At 69.8% G+C, this 19,017-nt stretch carries 22 protein-coding genes; 12 read left to right on the plus strand and 10 right to left on the minus strand.

The window, feature by feature from the left end:
* Positions 1-60: 60 nt before the first annotated feature.
* Positions 61-726 (minus strand): type 1 glutamine amidotransferase domain-containing protein, encoded by a 666-nt coding sequence (locus CQ034_RS12275; protein ID WP_105711260.1) that lies wholly within the window; start codon positions 724-726, stop codon positions 61-63.
* 93 nt (positions 727-819) lie between these two features.
* Here CQ034_RS12275 and CQ034_RS12280 point away from each other — a divergent pair, with 93 nt between their 5' ends.
* Positions 820-1,713: a LysR family transcriptional regulator gene (locus tag CQ034_RS12280; RefSeq protein ID WP_105711261.1), complete on the plus strand. Its 894-nt coding sequence runs from the start codon at positions 820-822 to the stop codon at positions 1,711-1,713.
* Positions 1,714-1,735: 22 nt separating this feature from the next.
* On the opposite strand, the gene CQ034_RS12285 is transcribed toward CQ034_RS12280, so the two are convergent.
* Complete coding sequence (locus CQ034_RS12285) at positions 1,736-2,320, minus strand: antibiotic biosynthesis monooxygenase (RefSeq protein ID WP_091031451.1); 585 nt, start codon at positions 2,318-2,320, stop codon at positions 1,736-1,738.
* 416 nt (positions 2,321-2,736) lie between these two features.
* Here CQ034_RS12285 and CQ034_RS12290 point away from each other — a divergent pair, with 416 nt between their 5' ends.
* The 4 genes from CQ034_RS12290 to CQ034_RS12305 are packed head-to-tail and all read left to right on the plus strand — an operon-like array spanning position 2,737 to position 7,166.
* The gene (locus CQ034_RS12290; RefSeq protein WP_105711262.1) at positions 2,737-4,239 is read left to right on the plus strand and encodes a CoA-acylating methylmalonate-semialdehyde dehydrogenase; all 1,503 of its coding nucleotides are present in this window, start codon (positions 2,737-2,739) and stop codon (positions 4,237-4,239) included.
* A gap of 38 nt (positions 4,240-4,277) precedes the next feature.
* Positions 4,278-5,459, plus strand: a complete 1,182-nt coding sequence (locus CQ034_RS12295) for an acyl-CoA dehydrogenase family protein (RefSeq protein WP_105711263.1) — start codon at positions 4,278-4,280, stop codon at positions 5,457-5,459.
* Complete coding sequence (mmsB, locus tag CQ034_RS12300; protein ID WP_105711264.1) at positions 5,456-6,361, plus strand: 3-hydroxyisobutyrate dehydrogenase; 906 nt, start codon at positions 5,456-5,458, stop codon at positions 6,359-6,361. Before CQ034_RS12295 ends, mmsB begins: the two co-directional genes overlap by 4 nt.
* A 28-nt stretch (positions 6,362-6,389) precedes the next feature.
* Positions 6,390-7,166, plus strand: coding sequence for an enoyl-CoA hydratase-related protein (locus tag CQ034_RS12305; RefSeq protein ID WP_105711265.1), 777 nt, complete (start codon positions 6,390-6,392; stop codon positions 7,164-7,166).
* Positions 7,167-7,263: 97 nt separating this feature from the next.
* On the opposite strand, the gene CQ034_RS12310 is transcribed toward CQ034_RS12305, so the two are convergent.
* From CQ034_RS12310 to CQ034_RS12320, 3 genes are read right to left on the minus strand one after another with little or no spacing between them, the layout of a single operon-like run.
* Positions 7,264-7,707 (minus strand): YdeI/OmpD-associated family protein, encoded by a 444-nt coding sequence (locus CQ034_RS12310; protein WP_105711266.1) that lies wholly within the window; start codon positions 7,705-7,707, stop codon positions 7,264-7,266.
* Entirely contained in the window at positions 7,704-8,174 is a 471-nt protein-coding gene (locus CQ034_RS12315; protein ID WP_105711267.1) for an SRPBCC family protein, read from the minus strand. The genes CQ034_RS12310 and CQ034_RS12315 overlap by 4 nt, the downstream gene beginning before the upstream one ends.
* Before the next feature lies 1 nt (position 8,175).
* Positions 8,176-8,712 carry a MarR family winged helix-turn-helix transcriptional regulator gene (locus CQ034_RS12320; protein ID WP_091031433.1) on the minus strand — a complete coding sequence of 179 codons (537 nt, stop codon included), beginning with the start codon at positions 8,710-8,712 and terminating at the stop codon, positions 8,176-8,178.
* Between the two features lie 140 nt (positions 8,713-8,852).
* On the opposite strand from CQ034_RS12320, the gene CQ034_RS12325 reads away from it, so the two are divergent.
* The 4 genes from CQ034_RS12325 (at position 8,853) to CQ034_RS12340 (ending at position 12,792) form a co-directional block, all read left to right on the plus strand.
* Positions 8,853-9,629 (plus strand): electron transfer flavoprotein subunit beta/FixA family protein, encoded by a 777-nt coding sequence (locus CQ034_RS12325; RefSeq protein ID WP_105711268.1) that lies wholly within the window; start codon positions 8,853-8,855, stop codon positions 9,627-9,629.
* A 1-nt stretch (position 9,630) separates the two neighbouring features.
* Positions 9,631-10,602 carry an electron transfer flavoprotein subunit alpha/FixB family protein gene (locus CQ034_RS12330; protein ID WP_105711269.1) on the plus strand — a complete coding sequence of 324 codons (972 nt, stop codon included), beginning with the start codon at positions 9,631-9,633 and terminating at the stop codon, positions 10,600-10,602.
* Between the two features lie 509 nt (positions 10,603-11,111).
* Entirely contained in the window at positions 11,112-12,296 is a 1,185-nt protein-coding gene (locus CQ034_RS12335) for a cytochrome b/b6 domain-containing protein (protein ID WP_258134193.1), read from the plus strand.
* A gap of 55 nt (positions 12,297-12,351) precedes the next feature.
* Entirely contained in the window at positions 12,352-12,792 is a 441-nt protein-coding gene (locus CQ034_RS12340; RefSeq protein WP_105711303.1) for an ASCH domain-containing protein, read from the plus strand.
* On the opposite strand, the gene CQ034_RS12345 is transcribed toward CQ034_RS12340, so the two are convergent.
* Entirely contained in the window at positions 12,767-13,201 is a 435-nt protein-coding gene (locus tag CQ034_RS12345) for a hypothetical protein (RefSeq protein WP_105711271.1), read from the minus strand. The two genes, CQ034_RS12340 and CQ034_RS12345, sit on opposite strands and share 26 nt — an antisense overlap.
* 130 nt (positions 13,202-13,331) lie before the next feature.
* Here CQ034_RS12345 and CQ034_RS12350 point away from each other — a divergent pair, with 130 nt between their 5' ends.
* On the plus strand, positions 13,332-14,483 hold the full coding sequence (locus tag CQ034_RS12350) for an acetyl-CoA C-acetyltransferase (protein ID WP_105711272.1): 1,152 nt from the start codon (positions 13,332-13,334) through the stop codon (positions 14,481-14,483).
* Between the two features lie 66 nt (positions 14,484-14,549).
* Here CQ034_RS12350 and CQ034_RS12355 read toward each other — a convergent pair whose 3' ends face one another.
* Positions 14,550-15,059 (minus strand): GNAT family N-acetyltransferase, encoded by a 510-nt coding sequence (locus CQ034_RS12355; RefSeq protein WP_029262118.1) that lies wholly within the window; start codon positions 15,057-15,059, stop codon positions 14,550-14,552.
* A gap of 131 nt (positions 15,060-15,190) precedes the next feature.
* Between CQ034_RS12355 and CQ034_RS12360 the strand changes: the two genes are divergently transcribed.
* Both CQ034_RS12360 and CQ034_RS12365 read left to right on the plus strand, forming a co-directional pair.
* Positions 15,191-15,751: an acyl-CoA thioesterase gene (locus CQ034_RS12360; RefSeq protein WP_105711304.1), complete on the plus strand. Its 561-nt coding sequence runs from the start codon at positions 15,191-15,193 to the stop codon at positions 15,749-15,751.
* A 43-nt stretch (positions 15,752-15,794) separates the two neighbouring features.
* Positions 15,795-17,195: a hypothetical protein gene (locus CQ034_RS12365; RefSeq protein WP_105711274.1), complete on the plus strand. Its 1,401-nt coding sequence runs from the start codon at positions 15,795-15,797 to the stop codon at positions 17,193-17,195.
* Here CQ034_RS12365 and CQ034_RS12370 read toward each other — a convergent pair.
* From CQ034_RS12370 to CQ034_RS12380, 3 genes are read right to left on the minus strand one after another with little or no spacing between them, the layout of a single operon-like run.
* A complete protein-coding gene (locus CQ034_RS12370) occupies positions 17,150-17,749 on the minus strand; it encodes a hypothetical protein (protein ID WP_105711275.1) in 600 nt (199 codons plus the stop codon). The two genes, CQ034_RS12365 and CQ034_RS12370, sit on opposite strands and share 46 nt — an antisense overlap.
* The gene (locus tag CQ034_RS12375; protein WP_051662546.1) at positions 17,746-18,306 is read right to left on the minus strand and encodes a hypothetical protein; all 561 of its coding nucleotides are present in this window, start codon (positions 18,304-18,306) and stop codon (positions 17,746-17,748) included. The genes CQ034_RS12370 and CQ034_RS12375 overlap by 4 nt, the downstream gene beginning before the upstream one ends.
* A complete protein-coding gene (locus CQ034_RS12380) occupies positions 18,303-19,007 on the minus strand; it encodes a hypothetical protein (protein WP_105711276.1) in 705 nt (234 codons plus the stop codon). Before CQ034_RS12380 ends, CQ034_RS12375 begins: the two co-directional genes overlap by 4 nt.
* Between the last annotated feature and the right edge of the window lie 10 nt (positions 19,008-19,017).

Raw genomic sequence — 19,017 nt, forward strand, 5'->3', positions numbered from 1 at the left:
AGGAGCGGGCGTGGAAAACGGTCGGAACCGGCGCCGCGCAGGTCGCGGCGCCGGTTTCGATCAGGCGAGTGCGGCGACGAGCGCCAGAGCCGCGGATGCCGAGGACTGCGGGTTCTGGCCGGTGATGAGGAGCCCGTCGACCACGGTGTGATCGCTCCACGGCGAGGCGATGTCGACCTCGGCGCCGCGGGCGCGCAGCTCGCTCTCGAGCAGGAAGGGCGCACGGTCGGCGAGGCCACCGAGGCGCTCCTCCTCGTCGGTGAACCCGGTGATGCGGCGTCCGGCGACGACCGATTCCCCTGCCGCCGTACGCGCCGGGAGCAGAGCCGCGAGACCGTGGCAGACGGCTGCGAGCGGGCGTCCGGCGGCGAGCGTCGCGGTGATCAGCGCGGCGGAGTCCTCGTCGATCGCGAGGTCCTGCATCGGACCGTGGCCGCCGGGGTAGTAGACGGCGTCGTAGGCGGAGGGATCGATGTCGGCCAGCACCAGAGGGGTGGCGAGCCCGCCGATCGCGGCGATCGACTCGGCGTCGCCTTCGGTGAGGCTCCCGGCGTCGGCGACCGGAGCGACGCCACCGGGGGTTGCGAACGAGACGGAGTGGCCCGCATCGCGAAGTGCGCGGTAGGGGGTGAGCAGTTCCTCGGCCCAGTAGCCGGTCGGGTGCTCGGTGCCGTCCGTGAGGGTCCAGGTGCGGGCGCCGGTGACGACGAAGAGAACTGAGGACATGCGTGCTCCAGAGGGTCGGACGGCGGATGCCGTGGGATGCGGATACGGGGGACAACCGCCCCTCATCGTCACCGATTCCGATACATTCTCGATATGACCGATCGGAATGACGATGGCTTGCGCGATCTCGCGCTCTGGCGGACGTTCCTCGCCGCACACCGGTCCGGGTCGGTTTCTGCGGCAGCCCGGACGCTGGGGCTCGCGCAGTCATCCGTCACGACCCAGTTGCAGGCGCTGGAGCGCAGCGTGGGTGCACCGCTGTTCGTCCGGCACGCCAGGGGCATCCGTTCCACGCCGCGAGCGGATGACCTGGCCGCGCGCCTCTCGGGCCCCCTCGACGCGCTCGCGCTGGCGCTCGGGAACCCGCCACCCGCAGAGGCGCCGCCGGTGCGCATCGGCGGGGCGGCGGAGTTCATCGAACGCGTGGGGATGCGGGCGCTGGCATCGATGGTCGCCGACGGTCGGCGGATCGCGGTGACGACGGGGCTGGCGGACGAGCTGCTCGAGCAGCTGCGAATGGGCAGTCTCGACCTCGTGGTCTCCGCCGTCCGCCCGAAGGGGCGCGCACTTCCGGCCGCCGCTCTCGTCGATGAGGAGTTCGTCCTCGTCGCCGCGCCGTCGCTCGATCTGGACCCGCGACGCGGGATCACCCCGGATGACCTCGAGTCCGTCCCGCTTCTCGCCTACGCGCATGATGTACCGATCCTGCGGCGGTACTGGCGGCACGTGTTCGGCGTGCGGCTCGACCGAGAACCGGCGCTGATCGTTCCCGACCTGCGGGCGCTCGCCGCGGCAGCCGTCGCTGGCGCGGGGGCGACCGTGCTGCCGACCTACCTGATCAGCGAGGAGCTCGCCGACGGGCGGCTGGTCGTGCTGCGAGAGACCGACGATCCGCCGATCAACACGCTCTATGTGGTGCGCCGACCCGGTCCCCTCACCGATGCCGTCGCCGAGATCGATCGGGCGCTTCGAGCCGCCGTCGCCTGATTGCCGGGCGCCAGGGAGGGCTTCAGCGGGTGAGCCAGCTCCGCAGCGAGCGGGTGACGAACGGGAGCACCCAGTACGCCATGATCGGCGTCAGCACGAGAGTGGTGACGAGCACGCGCAGCCAGATCGGCAGCTCGTTCCATCCGGGAACGGGGCTCATCGCGTAGGTGAACGCGAGGTTCACCGGGAAGAACCCGAGCCAGATCGAGGTCGCCTGCTTCCATCGCGGCGGAGCGGGGGCGACGGTGACCGTCTCGGTGGTGCCATCGGCTGCCGGGAGCGTGATGGTCCCGGTGGTCGGCTCGTCGAACCAGCCTTCGATCCCGGTGCGCCGCTTGGAGCGCTCGCTGCGCACGAAGCCCTCGCCCATCGAGAGCCACCAGGCCCGCTCGGCCGACTGCTCCCACGCGGTGAGCGAGTCCTCGCTCGCGAAGCGGTACAGCATGTGCCACACCTGCGAATCCTCGCCGGCACGCACCCAGCCCGATCCGAGGAAGCCCGGATACTTCGTCGCGAGGTTCACGCCCGTCTGCACCCAGGCGGTCGCCTCGACGATGCGCTCGGGGTCGACTTCGCGGCGGATGGACACGGTGAGGGGTTCGGACATTGGTGCGGTCCTCGGGGGAACGGGCGGCCGGGGTCGGGACGCCGAAGCGGATGCGCCAGGGGTGGCAGCGCACCGTCGATTCTAATTCGGATGCGGAGGGCTGCAGGCCGCTTCGGGCCCGGACGGAGAGGACCCCCGCCGACCCGATTCGGCGGGGGTCTCGCGGCGTGGGCGCCGCGACGGGAGCGAGAGTGCTCACCGTGCGCGCGGTAGACGTGACACCCGATCCGGTCTGAGTCTCTGTCCGCGCACCTGCAGTTGTACCCGGGCGAGATGACGCGGCGGTGAACGGGGCGCGAACAACCACGTTCCGCCGCATGCTCGAGCCGACCGAATGCAAGGACGTCCTAGTAAATGTCCGGGCCTCCGAGTAAACTCCCCAATGTGCCAACGACGGCACGAAGGGACGTCACACAATGACTCGTACTATCCCGCACTTCGTGGGCGGATCGCTTCTCACCCCCGACTCCGGTCGCTTCGCCGACGTGTTCGATCCGAGCACGGGTGCCGTGCAGGCGCGTGTGCCGCTGGCCTCCGCCGACGAGGTGCGCCGCGTGATCGCGAACGCCGAAGAGGCGCAGGTCGCCTGGGCCGCGACCAATCCCCAGAAGCGGGCCCGCGTGCTGCTGCGGTTCCTCGACCTGGTGCAGCGCGAGATGACCTCGCTGGCCGAATTGCTGGCGAGTGAGCACGGCAAGACGGTCGACGACGCGAAGGGCGACATCCAGCGCGGACTCGAGGTCATCGAGTTCTCCGCCGGAGCGCCGCATCTGCTGAAGGGCGAGTACTCGACGGGTGCCGGTACCGGCATCGACGTCTACTCGATGCGTCAGCCGCTCGGGGTGGTCGCCGCGATCACGCCCTTCAACTTCCCCGCGATGATCCCGCTGTGGAAGGCCGGCCCCGCGCTCGCCGCGGGCAACGCGGTCGTGCTCAAGCCGAGTGAGCGCGACCCCTCCGTTCCGGTGCGCATCGCCGAGCTGTTCCTCGAGGCGGGCCTCCCGGCAGGGGTGCTCAACGTCGTGCACGGCGACAAGGAGGCCGTCGACGCACTGCTCACCGACGACCGCATCCGCGCCGTCGGGTTCGTCGGCTCCACGCCCATCGCCGAGTACATCTACGCGACCGCGACGGCGCACGGCAAGCGGGCTCAGTGCTTCGGCGGCGCGAAGAACCACATGATCGTGATGCCGGATGCCGATCTCGACCAGGCCGTCGACGCGCTGATCGGTTCCGGATACGGCTCAGCGGGCGAGCGGTGCATGGCGATCTCGGTCGCGGTCCCGGTCGGGCAGGAGACGGCTGACGCGCTCGCCGCCAAGCTCACCGAGCGCGTGGCGCAACTGCGTATCGGACCCTCTCTCGCGACCGATGTCGACTACGGACCTCTGGTCACGCGGGCGGCCGTCGAGCGGGTCGAAGGCTACATCCAGCAGGGTATCGACGAGGGAGCGACGCTGCTCGCCGACGGCCGCGGGTTCGTCGTCGAAGGGCACGAGGAGGGCTTCTACCTCGGACCGACCCTGTTCGACCACGTCGCCACCGACATGGCGATCTATCGCGAGGAGATCTTCGGCCCGGTGCTGGTGATCGCCCGTGCCGCCGACTACGAGGAGGCGCTGCGGATGGCGTCCGAGCACGAGTACGGCAACGGTGTCGCGATCTTCACCCGCGACGGCGATGCCGCCCGCGACTTCGCCGCACGCGTCGAGGTCGGGATGGTCGGCGTGAACGTCCCGATCCCGGTGCCGATCGCGTACTACACGTTCGGCGGCTGGAAGCGCAGCGGCTTCGGCGACCTCAACCAGCACGGCACCGACGCCTTCCGCTTCTACACGAAGACCAAGACGGTGACGAGTCGTTGGCCCGCGGCGGGCATCCGCGACGGAGCCAGCTTCGTCATCCCCACCATGCACTGATCCCCACGTCCCGGCACGAGATCCCACAAGGACAAGCGATGACCATGACCACCGTCACCACCACCGCCGAGGAGCGCGAGGCGATCCTCAGCGCCGTCCGCGAGTTCGCCGAGGCCGAGCTCGCCCCCTTCGCCGCCGAGCGCGACGAGAAGCACATCTTCCCGCGCGAGTCGCTGAACCGCGGCGGAGAGCTGGGGCTCGGCGGCATCTATGTGCGCGAGGACTTCGGCGGCGCCGGCCTCAGTCGCAGCGACACCGTCGCGATCTTCGAGGAACTCGCCAAGGGCGACCCGGCGGTCGCCGCGTACATCTCGATCCACAACATGGTCGTGTGGATGATCGACTCCTACGGCGACGACACGCAGCGCGAGACGTGGCTGCCGCCGCTCACCGCGATGCAGGAGTTCGGCGGCTACTGCCTCACCGAGCCCGGCGTCGGCTCCGATGCCGCCAACGTCGCCACCAGCGCGGTCCGCGAGGGCGACGACTACGTGCTCACCGGGATGAAGCAGTTCATCTCCGGTGCCGGCGAGGCCGCCGTGTACGTCGTGATGGCGCGCACAGGGGAGCCCGGCGCCCGGGGCATCAGCGCATTCCTGGTTCCCGGCGACGCCGAGGGTCTGAGCTTCGGTCCGCTCGAGAAGAAGATGGGCTGGCATGCGCAGCCGACCCGACAGGTGATCTTCGACGGCGTCCGTGTCCCGGCATCCGCGATGCTCGGCGACGAGGGGCGGGGGTTCGCGATCGCGATGTCGGCGCTCAACGGCGGTCGCCTCAACATCGCCGCCTGCTCGCTCGGCGGCGCGGAGTGGGCACTCGACAAGGCGGTGCGGTACGTGCACGAGCGAGTCGCGTTCGGCGAGCCGCTCGCCGAGAAGCAGTCGATCCTGTTCGCGATCGCCGACATGCGCACCGAACTGCACGCCGCCCGGCTGATGGTGCGCGACGGCGCCCAGGCCGTCGACGAGCAGGCACCCGACGCCACCATGCGCTGCGCGATGGCCAAGCGCTTCGCCACAGACGCCGGCTTCGACGTCGCCAACCGGGCGCTGCAGCTGCACGGCGGCTACGGGTATCTGCAGGACTACGGGATCGAGCGGGTCGTCCGCGACCTGCGGGTGCACCAGATCCTGGAGGGGACGAACGAGATCATGCGACTGATCGTCGGACGCGAGATGCTGCGACCCGCGGGTTCGAGCTCGATGCGGAGCGCATCATGACCGTGTCGTCCTCGAAAGCGGTCGTCGCTTTTCTCGGCCTCGGACACATGGGTCTGCCGATGGCGAAGAACCTCGTCGCCGCCGGCCATGAGGTGCACGGCTTCGATCTCGTGCCCGCGGCCATCGAGGCCGCGCAGGCTGCCGGCATCCCCGTGGCGGCGAGCGGGGCGGATGCCGTGGCGCATGCGGATGTCGTCATCACGATGTTCCCCGCGGGGAAGCACGTGATCGAGGCGTATCGCACGGAGCTGCTCGCGGCCGCGCGACCGGACACCCTCTTCATCGAGTCGTCCACCATCGCGGTCGACGAGGCCCGCGCGGCCCACGCACTGGCGCTCGCCGCGGGACACCGCAACGTCGACGCCCCGGTCTCGGGCGGGGTCGTGGGGGCCGAGAACGGCACCCTCGCGTTCATGGTGGGCGGATCCGACGACGACTTCGCCGCGGCGCTCCCGCTGCTGGAGGTCATGGGTGCGCGCATCGTGCACTGCGGTGGTCCCGGGCTCGGCCAGGCGGCGAAGGTCTGCAACAACATGGTGCTCGCGGTCTCGCAGATCGCCGTCGCCGAGGCCTTCGTGCTGGGGGAGCGGCTCGGGCTCGAGCACCAGGCGCTGTTCGACGTCGTCTCGCAGGCATCCGGACAGTGCTGGTCGATCACGACCAACTGCCCTGTTCCCGGGCCTGTGCCCACGAGCCCGGCCAACCGCGACTATCAGCCCGGCTTCGCGGGGGCGCTCATGGCGAAGGACCTCGGCCTTGCGCTGCAGGCCATCGAGCAGACCTCGACGGATGCCCGCATGGGCCGGCTCGCGCAGGAGCTGTATGCCGCCTTCGCCGCGGGGGATGGCGCGGGGCGGGACTTCTCCGGCATCATCACCGACATCCGCGACGGCGTCGTGTGATGATCGGTACTTCGACGGAGAGGGCGATATGACCGAGTACGAGACGATCCTGGTCGAGCAGCGCGGACGAGTGGGGTGGATCACCCTGAACCGTCCCGAGGCGCTGAACGCGTTGAACAGCCGGCTTGCCGAGGAGGTCACCGCCGCCGCCGTCGCTTTCGATGCCGACGAGGGTGTGGGAGCCATCGTGGTCACCGGCTCGGAGAAGGCTTTCGCCGCCGGTGCCGACATCAAGGAGATGGAGGGCATGTCCGCTGCGGAGATGATCGAGACGGACCACTTCGGCGTCTGGCATGAGTTCGCCGCCGTGCGCACTCCGGTGATCGCGGCCGTCTCCGGGTTCGCCCTCGGCGGCGGGTGCGAGTTGGCGATGATGTGCGACATCATCCTGGCCGCCGACAACGCCAAGTTCGGTCAGCCCGAGATCAACCTCGGCGTCATCCCGGGCATGGGCGGCACGCAGCGCCTGATCCGCGCGGTCGGCTACTACAAGGCGGCCGAACTGGTGCTCTCCGGGCGCTTCATGGGCGCCGAAGAAGCAGAACGTGCCGGGCTCGTGTCCCGCGTCGTGCCGACATCCGATCTCCTCGCCGAGGCGACGAAGCTGTCCGACACGATCGCCTCGAAGTCGCTGCCTTCGGTGTACGCCGCGAAGGCCGCGCTGGATGCCGCGATGGAGACGACCCTGGCCGAAGGCCTCGCACACGAGAAGCAGGCGTTCGCCACGCTGTTCGACACCGCTGATCAGAAGGAGGGCATGTCGGCCTTCCGGGAGAAGCGGTCGCCCGACTTCCAGAACCGCTGATCCGCCCGTGCACAACTCCTCAGAAAAGTCGTCGGGCTGGCCGCCGCGCCGCCTCGGCGCTCACGTCGCGAGGATTCTTGCGGAGTTGTGCACCGCCTCAGTCGCGGAGGGCGTCGACGATCTTCGTGATGCGGCGCTCGCGCGTCGCGTCCTGCTTCGCGTCGGTGACGGAGCGCGCGTGCTCCTTGCGGGCGGAGTAGGACAGGGCGTCGAAAGCGGCGCGCACCCCGGGGTCGGCATCCAGGGCCGCGGCGAGCTCGGGCGGAACGTCGACCGTGCGCTCGGCCGAATCCACGCGGATCACGGCATCGACCTCCTGGTCGATCTCGAGTCCGAGGTCGGCGCGCACGGCTTTGCTGAAGCCGATCATGTTCTCGCTGCCCATGCGGGCCACGCGCAGTCGCGCCGTGCGTCCGCCGATGGTGACGGCCACGGGGAAGGCCTTGCCGGCACCGAGCGACGCGACCTGCTCGTCCGTGAGCAGGATCGCCGCAGCAGGGCCGCGGCCGGTGAGGACGGTGTGCAGCCGCAGTTCGCTCATGCCGAAAGAGTACGCCCGGGAGCCTCGAATTCGGCGGCGAGAACGGCGTTGCGCTCCACGATCAGTCGGCGCATGTACGCGCGCAGGAACATCGCGTCGACAACGCGGCCGAGCGGCCCCAGCGGCGAATGGAAAGTCACGGTGTCGTGCATGAGCGTGCCGGCCGGATGCTCCTCGAACCGGTGCTCGTGCAGGAAATCCCGGAAGGGGCCGGCGATCTGGCGGTCCGAGAACCCGCGCGGGGGATCGACGTCGAACACGATCGACCGCAGGCGGAAGGGGATGCCGAAGTGGCGCGCCCGCCACGTCGCCGTCGAGCCCTCGGTGAAGACCCCGCCCGACGGCGCTTCGATCATCGTCTCGCCGTACCGGGCCATGCTCTTCACGTGGAGCCCGGGGTCGAGCGAGGCGGCGAACACCTCGGCCGGCGGGGCCGCGACGACCGTCTCGAGCGTGAACCGCGCCATGTCAGAGGGCGTCGGGCTGTGGACGCGGATCGGCGAAGTCTCCGGCGTCCTTGCGCAGGCGGGCGACGATCGCGACGAGCTCGGCGGCGTCGTCGCGGCTCATGCCGGGGTCGGCGAAGACCTCGGAGTTCAGCGCCTGGGTGGCCCGTTCGACCAGCTCTCGACCGGCATCCGTGAGTGCGAGGAGTGCGGCGCGTCCGTCGTGCGGATGCGGCTCCCTGGCGATGAGCCCGTCGCGGACCAGGCGTTCCGCCGTGCTGGTCACCGTCGTCGGATGCACCTGGAGGCGGGCGACCACGCTCGACAGGGGGAGGCGGCCGGCGCGGCTGAACGCCAGCAGGCGCAGCACCTCGAACCGGGCGAAGCTGAGCGCGAACGGCTTCAGCGCCGCATCGACCCGGGCGAGCAGCAGCTGCTGAGCGCGCATGACAGACGTGACCAGCGCCATGCCGTCGGCGGCATCCGTCCATCCGTGGGCGACCCACTGCCGCTTGGCTTCGGCGAGCGGGTCGATGGGGAGCGGACGGGGTCGGACCATTTCTCCACGGTACTGGCGGGAGGGCATCGGGCGGCGACGGCGCGCGATGCATCCGATGTCGCCAGCCGTGACTCCCAGTCGCAGGGAGATTGGAACTCAGTATCGCCGTCTAGAATTGCAGCAGTCGTGAGGAGCATTCGATGAAGATCTTCGTCCTGGTCAAAGAGGTGCCGGACACCTATGGCGATCGCAAGCTGAATCTCGAGACCGGACTCGCCGATCGTGCGGCCGGCGATGTCGTCCTCGACGAGATCACCGAGCGGGCGCTCGAGGTCGCGCTCAGCTACGCCGACAAGAACGAGGGCACGGAGGTCGTCGCCTTGTCGATGGCTCCCGCCGGCTCGACCGCCTCGGTGCGCCGGGCACTCGCGATCGGCGCCGCATCGGCCGTGCACATCGCCGACGAACAGCTCGCCGGCGCCGACCTCGGTCTCACCGCCGAAGTGCTGGCCGCGGCCATCCGCCGCGGCGCGCCCGATCTCGTGATCACCGGCAACCTGTCGACTGACGGCTCCGGAGGCGTCATCCCGGCGATGCTCGCCGAGCACCTCGGATTCGCCCAGGCCACCGCGCTCAGCTCCGTGGAGATCACCGACTCCGAGGTCTCCGGCACCCGCGCCGCCGACGCCGGCGGGCAGCCTGTCTCGGCCCCGCTGCCCGCGGTGATCTCGATCACCGAGGCGCTCCCCGATGCACGCTTCCCCAACTTCAAGGGCATCATGGCGGCGAAGAAGAAGCCCCTCGAGGTGCTCTCGCTCGCCGACCTCGACGTCTCGGCAGATCCGTCCGCCGCTCCGCGGACGATCATGACCGCCGTGTCCGAGAAGCCCCCGCGCGCCGCCGGCGTGAAGATCACCGATGAAGGCGACGCGGCCGACAAGCTCGTCGAGTACCTCGTGCAGAACAGGCTGGTGTGAGATGACTTCGTCCGAGAACCCGATCCTCGTCCTCATCGACGTCGACCCGTCCGGCTACGTCGCGAGCAGCACGGCGGCGCTCATCGGTGCGGCCTCGACGATCGGCTCGCCCGTGGCGCTCATCGTCGGTGGCAGCCCGGCCGCGGTGGATCAGGCCGCTGCGGCAGGAGCATCGGTCGTGCTCACCGCCGACGGCGACCCGTCCGTGCTCACCGTGCCGATCGTGGATGCCCTCCAGGCCGCGGCCGCACAGGTGCGCCCCGATGCGGTGCTGATCTCGAACTCGATCACCGGCCGCGATGTCGCCGGGCGCTTCGCGGCGCGCACGAAGAGCGCGCTGTCGGTGGATGCCGTGGGGGTCTCCCGTGACGATGAGGGGATCGTCGCCCACCACTCCGTCTACGGCGGGGCGTACCTCGTCGACTCGGCTGCCACCTTCGGTACTCCGGTGATCACGGTGCGTCAGGGCGCGGTGGATGCACGTGCCGAAGCCGTGCCGTCGCACTCGGTCGAGGTGCTCGACGTCATCCCGTCCGGCGCGGTCGCCGCGACGGCCGGTCCGGTCGAGGCGGTCGAGGTCGCCTCCTCCCGCCCCGAGCTGCGCGGGGCCACGCGAGTCGTCTCCGGTGGACGCGGTCTCGCGTCGAAGGAGAAGTTCGTGCTCGTCGAAGAGCTCGCCGATGCGCTCGGCGCTGCCGTCGGTGCGTCCAGAGCCGCCGTCGACGCGGGATACATCCCGCAGTCGCACCAGGTCGGTCAGACCGGCGTCTCGGTGTCTCCGCAGCTGTATGTCGCTCTCGGCATCTCGGGTGCGATCCAGCACCGCGCGGGCATGCAGACCTCCAAGAACATCGTCGCGATCAACAAGGACCCGGAGGCACCGATCTTCGACGTCGCCGACTTCGGCATCGTCGGGGACGTGTTCGCGGTGGTCCCGAAGGTGATCGCCGCCCTCGAGGCGCGGAAGAAGTAGTCATGGCGACGCGGATGCTGCGACGCGGTCTGCCGCGTGTGCCGGGCGGGGAGCCCTGGCCGCCCGCCGATGCGGTGGTGTCGGATGGTGCATCGTCGGGTGCGGTGGCGGAATCGTCGGTCGCACCGGTCGCACCGGTCGCACCAGTCGCACCGGTCGCCGACGTCGGTGCCGAGCCGGTCCCCGTGGCGGCGACGACGGATGCTGTCGCCGAGGCGGAGGGGGCAGGCGCCCCTGTCGCAGCTGCATCTCCGGTTGTCGACGCCGCGGTGAGCGGTGGATCGCGTATCCGTCGCGGGCTGCCGCGCGTGCCGGGTGGCGAGCCGTGGCCTCCAGCGGACGTTGCCCTTCCTGGCCAGCCCGCTGCTGCGCGTGCTGCTAGCTCCGCGGTCGGTACGGCCTCGGTCTCCGACTCGAGCGCGACCGCGGCCCCGGTCATTGCGTCGGGAGCGACCCCGGTCGTTGAGCGAGCGCAGCGAGACGAAACGCCCCGAGTCACAGAACCTTCCATGTCTGCTGGCACCAGCATCCGTCGAGGGCTTCCACGCATCGCGGGAGGGGAGGCCTGGCCGCCCGCGGGAACTGTCCCGGTGGCGGACGTTTCGTCTCGGTCGGCTTCGCCGTCCTCGCTCAACGACCGGGTGGTGGAGGCGGACTCGCTCAACGACCGGGGGGCGGCCGCCGGTTCCGCCCTGGTCGTCCCGGTCCTCGCCGACCTCGACACCCCGCTGCCGTGGACTCGTACGGTCTGGAGAGGTCGCGCTCCGCGCCACGTCGCCGAGACTCCGTCGTCGGGTCGCCCGCGTCCGACCTGGCCGCAGGCGATCGCGGTCCTGTTCGGCGCCGCGGCACTCGGGGTGCTGGCGGGCGCCGCCATCGCCTTCGTGCGGGCGCTCCTGAGCTTCCCGTTCATGCAGGACTTCCTCGCGGCGTTCCCCGGCGAGTACGAGCCGGCGATCGCGGTCGAGCCCGGTTTCGCGCCGTGGGTCAACTGGGCGCACTTCTTCAACATGTTCCTGATCGTGCTGATCATCCGCTCGGGGCTGCAGGTGCGCACCGAGAAGCGGCCGACGGTGTTCTGGACGCCGCGCGGAAACGCGAAGGGCAAGATCAGCCTGAATCTCTGGTTCCACCAGGCGCTCGACATCCTGTGGCTCGTCAACGGCGTGATCTTCGTCGTGCTGCTGTTCGTCACCGGGCACTGGGTGCGGATCGTGCCGACGAGCTGGGAGGTCTTCCCGAACGCGCTGTCGGCGGCCCTGCAGTACATCTCGTTCGACTGGCCGCACGAGAACGGCTGGAACAACTACAACAGCCTGCAGCAGCTCGCGTACTTCGTGACCGTGTTCATCGCGGCGCCGCTGGCGGCGATCACCGGGTTCCGCATGTCGGGGCTGTGGCCGAAGAAGGCCGATAAGCTGTCCAAGGCGTACCCGGTGGAGTGGGCGCGTGCGCTGCACTTCCCGATCATGCTGTACTTCGTGGCGTTCATCATCGCCCACGTCGCGCTCGTGATGCTCACCGGATTCCTGCGCAACCTGAACCACATGTTCGCGTCGCAGGATGCGGCCACCTGGACCGGGTTCTGGGTCTTCATCCTCTCGCTCGTGGTGATCGCGCTCGCCTGGGTGGCCGCCCGCCCGCTGGTGCTCGCGCCGATCGCGAAGGTCTTCGGCAAGGTCTCGGGGCGCTGACACGGTGGACCAGACCACGCGTATCCAGGACTACTGGCGCGACGCGCGAAGTGCGATGCCGGAGCTGCCGGAGACGCCGCCGGAGGCCTGGGCTTTCGGCGCCACTCCGGAGCACGCCGATGAGCTTCTGGCGCTGGTGCTCGCCGGGATCAAGGTGGGTACCGCCTCGTCGCTGTGGGACTACGACGAGAGCGGAGACCCGCTGCCGGTCGTCGGCGAACTGAGCATCATCCTCGACGGGTCGGGCGCGCCGCGGGCCGTGATCGAGACCACCGCGATCGACATCGTGCCCTTCGACGAGGTCGACGAGGCGCACGCATACGCCGAGGGAGAAGACGATCGCACCCTCGCACAGTGGCGTGAGGTGCATGAGCGGTACTGGCGTCAGCACTCCGAGAATCCGCGCGGCTACGCGCCGGACATGCCGGTGATCTGCGAGCGCTTCCGCCTGCTGCTCCCGGCGGGCCCGACTACATCTCCCGGGCCCGGAAGCTGATCTCGTCAGTCTGCGAGCCGCCGTCATGGATCAGGGTCAGGAGCAGCTTCGTCTCCCAGGCGGCCGCCACGTAGTATCCGGTCACGCCGGCCGCCACGGTCGCGGAGCTCTGCGGCGGGATGGTGATGGTGCCGGTGAGCGGGCCGCTGAGCGAGTCGAGCGTCGGTGTCACCTCGATCGACCAGGTCAGCGTCAGCGGAGTCGTCCCGTTGTTCGCGATCAGCGCCCCTGGCCAGGTGAACGTCGCGCCGTCGACGCTCGCCGGTGCCATCTCGACGGCGAACTCCGCCCGGCGCGATGCGGCGGCGAGCGGAGTGGCCACCGCCACCGCGACCACCGGTACGGACCATGCGGCGGCGCGTATCAGCGCCCGCCGGGTGACTTCGGTCGACGTGCTCGACTTCCCCATGAAACTCCCCATTCTCCATCTACGACTTTTGGCCATAGATCCCAAGACTTAAGGCTAGTCGATGACTTGTCCGTGCGATGATCGGCTCACGCATCGAGACGGCGGCGGCGCACTCCACGAAAGGAAGAACATGGCAGAGGCATACATCGTCGACGCGGTGCGCTCGCCCGTCGGCAGACGCGGCGGCTCGCTTTCCGATATCCATCCGGCCGACCTCGGCGCGCACAGTCTCACCGCACTCGTCGAGCGCACGGGCATCGATCCCGGCGCCGTCGACGACGTCGTCTTCGGGGCGATCGACGCGATCGGCGGGCAGGCGGGAAACGTGGCCCGCACCGCGCTGCTCGTCGCCGGCTTTCCCGAGCACGTGCCCGGAGTCACGATCGACCGACAGTGCGGGTCGAGTCAGCAGGCCGTGCACTTCGCCGCGCAGGCCGTGATGAGCGGCACGAGCGATCTGGTCATCGCGGGCGGACTGCAGAACATGTCGCAGATCCCGCTCACGGCGGCGGCGACGGTGGGGGAGGCGTACGGCTTCACGACCCCGTACGCGGAATCACCCGGTTGGCGGGCGCGCTACGGCGACCAGGATATCTCGCAGTTCCGTGGCGCAGAGCTGATCGCCGAGAAGTGGGACATCACCCGCGAGGCGATGGAGCAGTTCGCCCTGGAGAGCCACCGGCGTGCGGCACACGCACAGGACGAGGGGCGCTTCACGAACGAGATCGCGCCGCTGAACGGTCTGGATCACGACGAGGGCGTGCGCCGCGACACGTCGCTCGAGCGGATGGCCGGGCTGCAGCCGCTCGCTCCGAACGGCAGGATCACGGCGGCGGTCGCCTCGCAGATCAGCGACGCGTCCAGTGCTGTGCTCATCGCGAGCGCACGTGCGGTGAAGGAGCACGGGCTCACCCCGCGCGCCCGCATCCATCATCTCTCCGTGCGCGGCGACGACCCCGTGCTCATGCTCACCGCGCCCATCCCCGCGACGCGGCACGCTCTGGAGCGCACGGGCCTGCGCCCGGAGGACATCGACCTGTTCGAGGTGAACGAGGCCTTCGCCTCGGTCGTGCTCGCCTGGATGCAGGAGACCGGGGTGCCGCACGAGAAGGTCAACGTCAACGGCGGCGGCATCGCCCTCGGGCATCCGATCGGCGCGACCGGCACGCGCATCTTCTCGACCCTACTCAATGAGCTGGAGCGCACGGGTGGGCGCTACGGCCTGCAGACCATGTGCGAGGGCGGCGGCGTCGCGAACGTCACCATCATCGAGCGGCTCTGACCTCTCGCGAAACGAGAACGGGCCGCGTCCCCGAAGGGAAGCGGCCCGTCTCAGATGACGAGTGGATCAGGGACGGACGAAGCGGACTTCGGTCAGCGTCTCGCCGAGGAACGGCTCGGTGTGCGTCGCGCCGTCGAGCGTGAATCCGTTGCGCGTGTAGAAGCGGTGCGCGCGGGGGTTGTCCTCGGCGACCCACAGGTACAGGGGCTCGTCGGTCTCGACCGCGGCGTCGAACAGCTTCTGGCCGATGCCGGTGCCGTGCAGCGCATCGAGCAGGTAGATGAAGTACAGCTCGCGGAACGCCGGAGCATCCTTGTCGCGGGCGGGGCCGGAGCCGACGAACCCGACGATCTCGCCGTCGACGAGCGCGGCGTTCATCTTGAACTCGGGACCCTGCGAGGCCCAGTGCGTCCACAGCTCGGCCATGCGCCGGGGTGAGACCTTCTCGAGCGCAGCCTTGCTGATCAGGTGGTCGTAGGTCTCATGCCAGCACTGGGCGTGCACGCGACCGAGGGCTTCCGCATCCACATCACGGACCGGGCGGACGATGACTTCAGGCTGGGCTTCGGCGCTCATGATCGTGACTCTACGCGCGGCATCCGCGAAGGAGAAATCGAGTGGATGTTCGATGACGCTCGGCGTGCCGGCCTGGAGGGTTCGTACAACGATGTTCGCGAATCGTGCACGCCTGGCTACGATCGATCCTCGTGAACGTGATCTGGCGGACCCTCCTGGTGATCCTCGGCGCCCGACGCCGCGTGCGTCGGGGGAAGACCCTCGACCCGACGGCCGTGGGGAGCATCACCATCACCACGCTGCCCACCGACCTCGACATCCTGCGGCACATGAACAACGGCCGTTACCTGTCGCTGTTCGACCTCGGACGCTGGGACCAGCTCATCCGCACCGGGCTGTTCGATGCCATGAAGGCTCAGGGGTGGTACGCGGTCGTCTCCAGCGAGACGATCACGTTCCGCAAGTCGCTGCAGCTGTGGCAGCGGTTCGAGGTGCAGTCGCGGTTCATCGGGCACGACGAGAAGGCGCTGTTCCTGGAGCACCGCGCCGTGGTCGACGGCGAGGTCTACGCCCGGGCGATCGTGCGGGCGCGGATGCTGCGTCGCACCGGCGGCACGGTCAGCAACGAAGAGCTGTTCGCCGCGGTCGGCAAGCCCGAGGGTGTGCCGGAGATCGACGCGTGGGTGCACGACTGGGCCGCGGCATCCGCCCTCCCGCCCGTGCGGGTGAAGGCGCCGAGCGTCTGGGGCTGACCCCGTCCGCAGCTCCCGTCGGCGGCAACGATATATTGACCGTGTGCTGGCGATCCTGAAGACCACCGGGCGCGTGCTGTGGCGACACTGGCCCGCGCTCATGGCCTGGTATCTGGCCGGCGTCCTGGTGCACTACGTCATCACCGAGGTCGCCGGGTTCATCGGTGCGTACTCCGCCACCCTCGGGTTCCTCGTCCTTCCGATCGGGATCCTCGCGCGGTTGATCAGCCTGGTCGCGATGTTCCTGGTCCTGCGCGACGGGCTGCGCAACCTGCAGGAGGTCGCGCCGCTGCCCGAGGCGGCCGCGGACCGCCGCCGCACCTTCCTCTCGGCGCTGCTCGCCGGCATCCTCCCCTTCTTCGCGGTCTACTGGGCGCAGGGGCTGCTGGGCGAAGACGTGCGGGCATACTCGCTGCGCGCTCTCGAGGTGCGCAACGGCGTCATCTGGACGGCGGCTGCCAACGGCGAAGGTCCGGTGAGCTCGGTCGACACCGTGCTGAACCTGCCGATCAACGTGTGGACCCTTTCGATCATCGTGCTCGCCTTCGCCGGCCGTTGGGCGTGGTCGAAGTGGTCGGCGAAGCTCGCGAAGTGGCTGTCGCCGGTCGCGGTCTACTTCGAGGTCGTCTGGGTCTTCTTCTCGGTGATGGTGCTCGGCGACATCTTCGACACGATCAAGGCGTGGGTCGACAGCCGCGCGGCCATGGCCTTCCTCGAGACGGTCAGAGAGCAGATCCTGGATGCCGCCGCCCCGCTGCGCTGGCTCTGGGAGGGGATCGGCTGGCTGCTCTCCGAGGCGGGGCCGGTGCTGCTCGCTCCGCTCGCGTGGCTGACCATCGCCGGTGTGGTGTTCGGCCAGGCGATCGTCGCCGAGAAGCTGCGTGTGGAGAGCGAGCTGATCGCCCGCGTGCGCGAACACGCGGCCGTGATCCCGAACCCGCTCGTGCGCCGGCTCAAGGATCTCGGCGAAGAGCTCGGTGCCCGCTTCCGCCCGATCGGGCGAGCACTGCTGCTCATGTGGCGCGCAGGGCCACTCCTCGTCGGCTCCTACGCGCTGCTCTACGTCATCGTCAAGGCGCTCGAGTCGTACCTCGGCTTCGGCATCACCCGGCTGGTCGGCCCACAGGAGTACGTGTTCTGGGCGATCGCCGCGCCGCTCGTGTCGCTCGTGCCGCTGCTGCTCATGGAGCCGGTGCGCATCGCGGTGATCAGCGGGGCCTACGACGCCACCCTCGCGCGGCTGCGCAAGCGGCAGCAGGACCGCACCGACACGGTGGGCGTCTCGGAGGCGGAGGGAGAGATGCGTGCCGTCGCCGATGCCGCCGGACTCCTGCCGTCATCGGTGGATGCCGTCGCCGCCGCGATGGTCACCGCGCCCGCCAGGGACAGCGTCGAGGGTCAGGGCTCGAACTCGAACCTCACGAAGGACCCGCCGGCGTCGTAGGGGCGCACGTCGACCCAGAAGGGGCCCTCGACATCTTCCGGCACCACGAACGGCACGATCATCTCGTAGGCGCCGGCCTGCTCGCTGAGGCAGGTCTCCGGTTCGTCCGCGCTCCAGTCCAGCCCGATCTCCGCGCGGACGGGACCCCACTCGCGCCCCGTGGACTGCTCCACGAGGGTCGGCGTCTCGCACCCGATCCCCTCGGCATCAGGATCCACAGGCACCCCGACGGCGATCAGGCGTGTGTTAGGAGGGACGTCGAGACCCGCGAGATCTTCGATCTCCCCACCGCGCACCGGCCCCCAGGTCGCGCCGGCGAGATCGGTCGTCTCGTCCTCGACGACCACCACCGGTGTGACCGCACGGGCCCCGAATCCGAAGAACTGGTACCACTCCTGCCACCCGACCGCGATGGCGGTCGCCGGCAGCAGCACGACGAGTGCGACCAGAGCCAGAGTGTTGCGGCGCCACCAGGAGGGCGGCTTCGCCGGGGCGGCGGCGGCCTCCGCGTCTTCCCGAGGCGCGGGCGGTACCGGAGGGAGGGGGATGGTCATCGGGCCCAGCCGTTCTCGTCCAGGAGCACCTCGGCCTCGACGGGCAGCGCGGCGAGGTCGATCGACAGCTCGATCACGGTGTCGCGCACCACCTCTCCGAGGCCGGAACCCGGCATGCCCAGGCGGAGCGTCGCGCGGTCGCCGGTCACGTCGTCCGGGAGCTCGAACGCGAGGCTCCCGGAGCGGGGGACGCCGGTGACCAGCCGCTGATCGACGAAGCTGGTGCCGCGATCCGTCGCGCTGAACGTACGGTCGCCGATCGTGAGTTCCGCGAGCCGTGAGCCGCTCTGATCCTGCGTCACGCCGGTGGCGGCCTCGAGGTCGACGACGAGCCAGGTGCCGTCGGCCGACCAGCCCTCCGCATCCGTGACCCGATCCGCGAGGTGCACGTCGGTCACGGTAGCGACCAGGTTGCGCGTGGAGGCCTGTTCGCCGATCTGCGCGACCGAGGCGAACGCGGCATTCGGGGCGTCGTCGGGAAGCGTCGCCTTCGAGACGCCCCACGCACAGACGAGCAACGCCACAGTGGCGACCCAGATCAGGATGTGCTTCTTCACGGGAGCGGCACCTCGTCGATGGTCGCCGTCAGGGTCGCTCCGACGCGGACGTCCACCCAGTAGTCGCCGCGCATCACGCTCTGACCGACGTAGTGGTCCGACTCGGGGAGGGTGAGAGTGATCTCGTCGCCGTCGTGGAAGTCGTCCGGCCCGACGGTCCAGGTGAGCAGCATGCGGGCGGGGACGTCAGGCTGCAACCGGGGCGCGCGCTCGCCGTCGTCGGCACGGAAGACGTCGCCCTTCTCATCGAGACCCTCGATGCGGATGCCGTCGAGCACCGGGGATTGCGGGGGGTTCGCCGTCGACGGTCGGGGCTTGTCGAACGTGTTGACGACGTCGACCGTGACGACCAGGATTCGCTCGCTCTTCTCCTCGTCCGGGAAGACCAGGGTTCGACCGCTCTCCGCGCTCAGCTCGTCGCGCAGCTCGACCCCGAGCACCGTCATCTCCAGGTCGGAGCCCGCGAAGGTCTCGCCGACCTCGACGACCGGCGTGGGATCGACGGCCGCGGCCTCGAGTCCGCCGAAGACGGCGGTGGTCGCGAGCAGCACGGCTCCGGCGCCGGTGATGAGCCAGGACGTCGGGATCAGGTCGATGCTGCGTCGCGCCCAGCCGAGGACCTTCGCCCTCGCGCTCGCGTTCGCCGCGGTGACGGCCGGATCCTGCCCCTGGGCGGGGCTCTCCGGCGGCGTCGTGGTCACGGCAACAGCT

The sequence above is a fragment of the Microbacterium sp. MYb45 genome (assembly GCF_002979655.1).
Classification (GTDB): domain Bacteria; phylum Actinomycetota; class Actinomycetes; order Actinomycetales; family Microbacteriaceae; genus Microbacterium.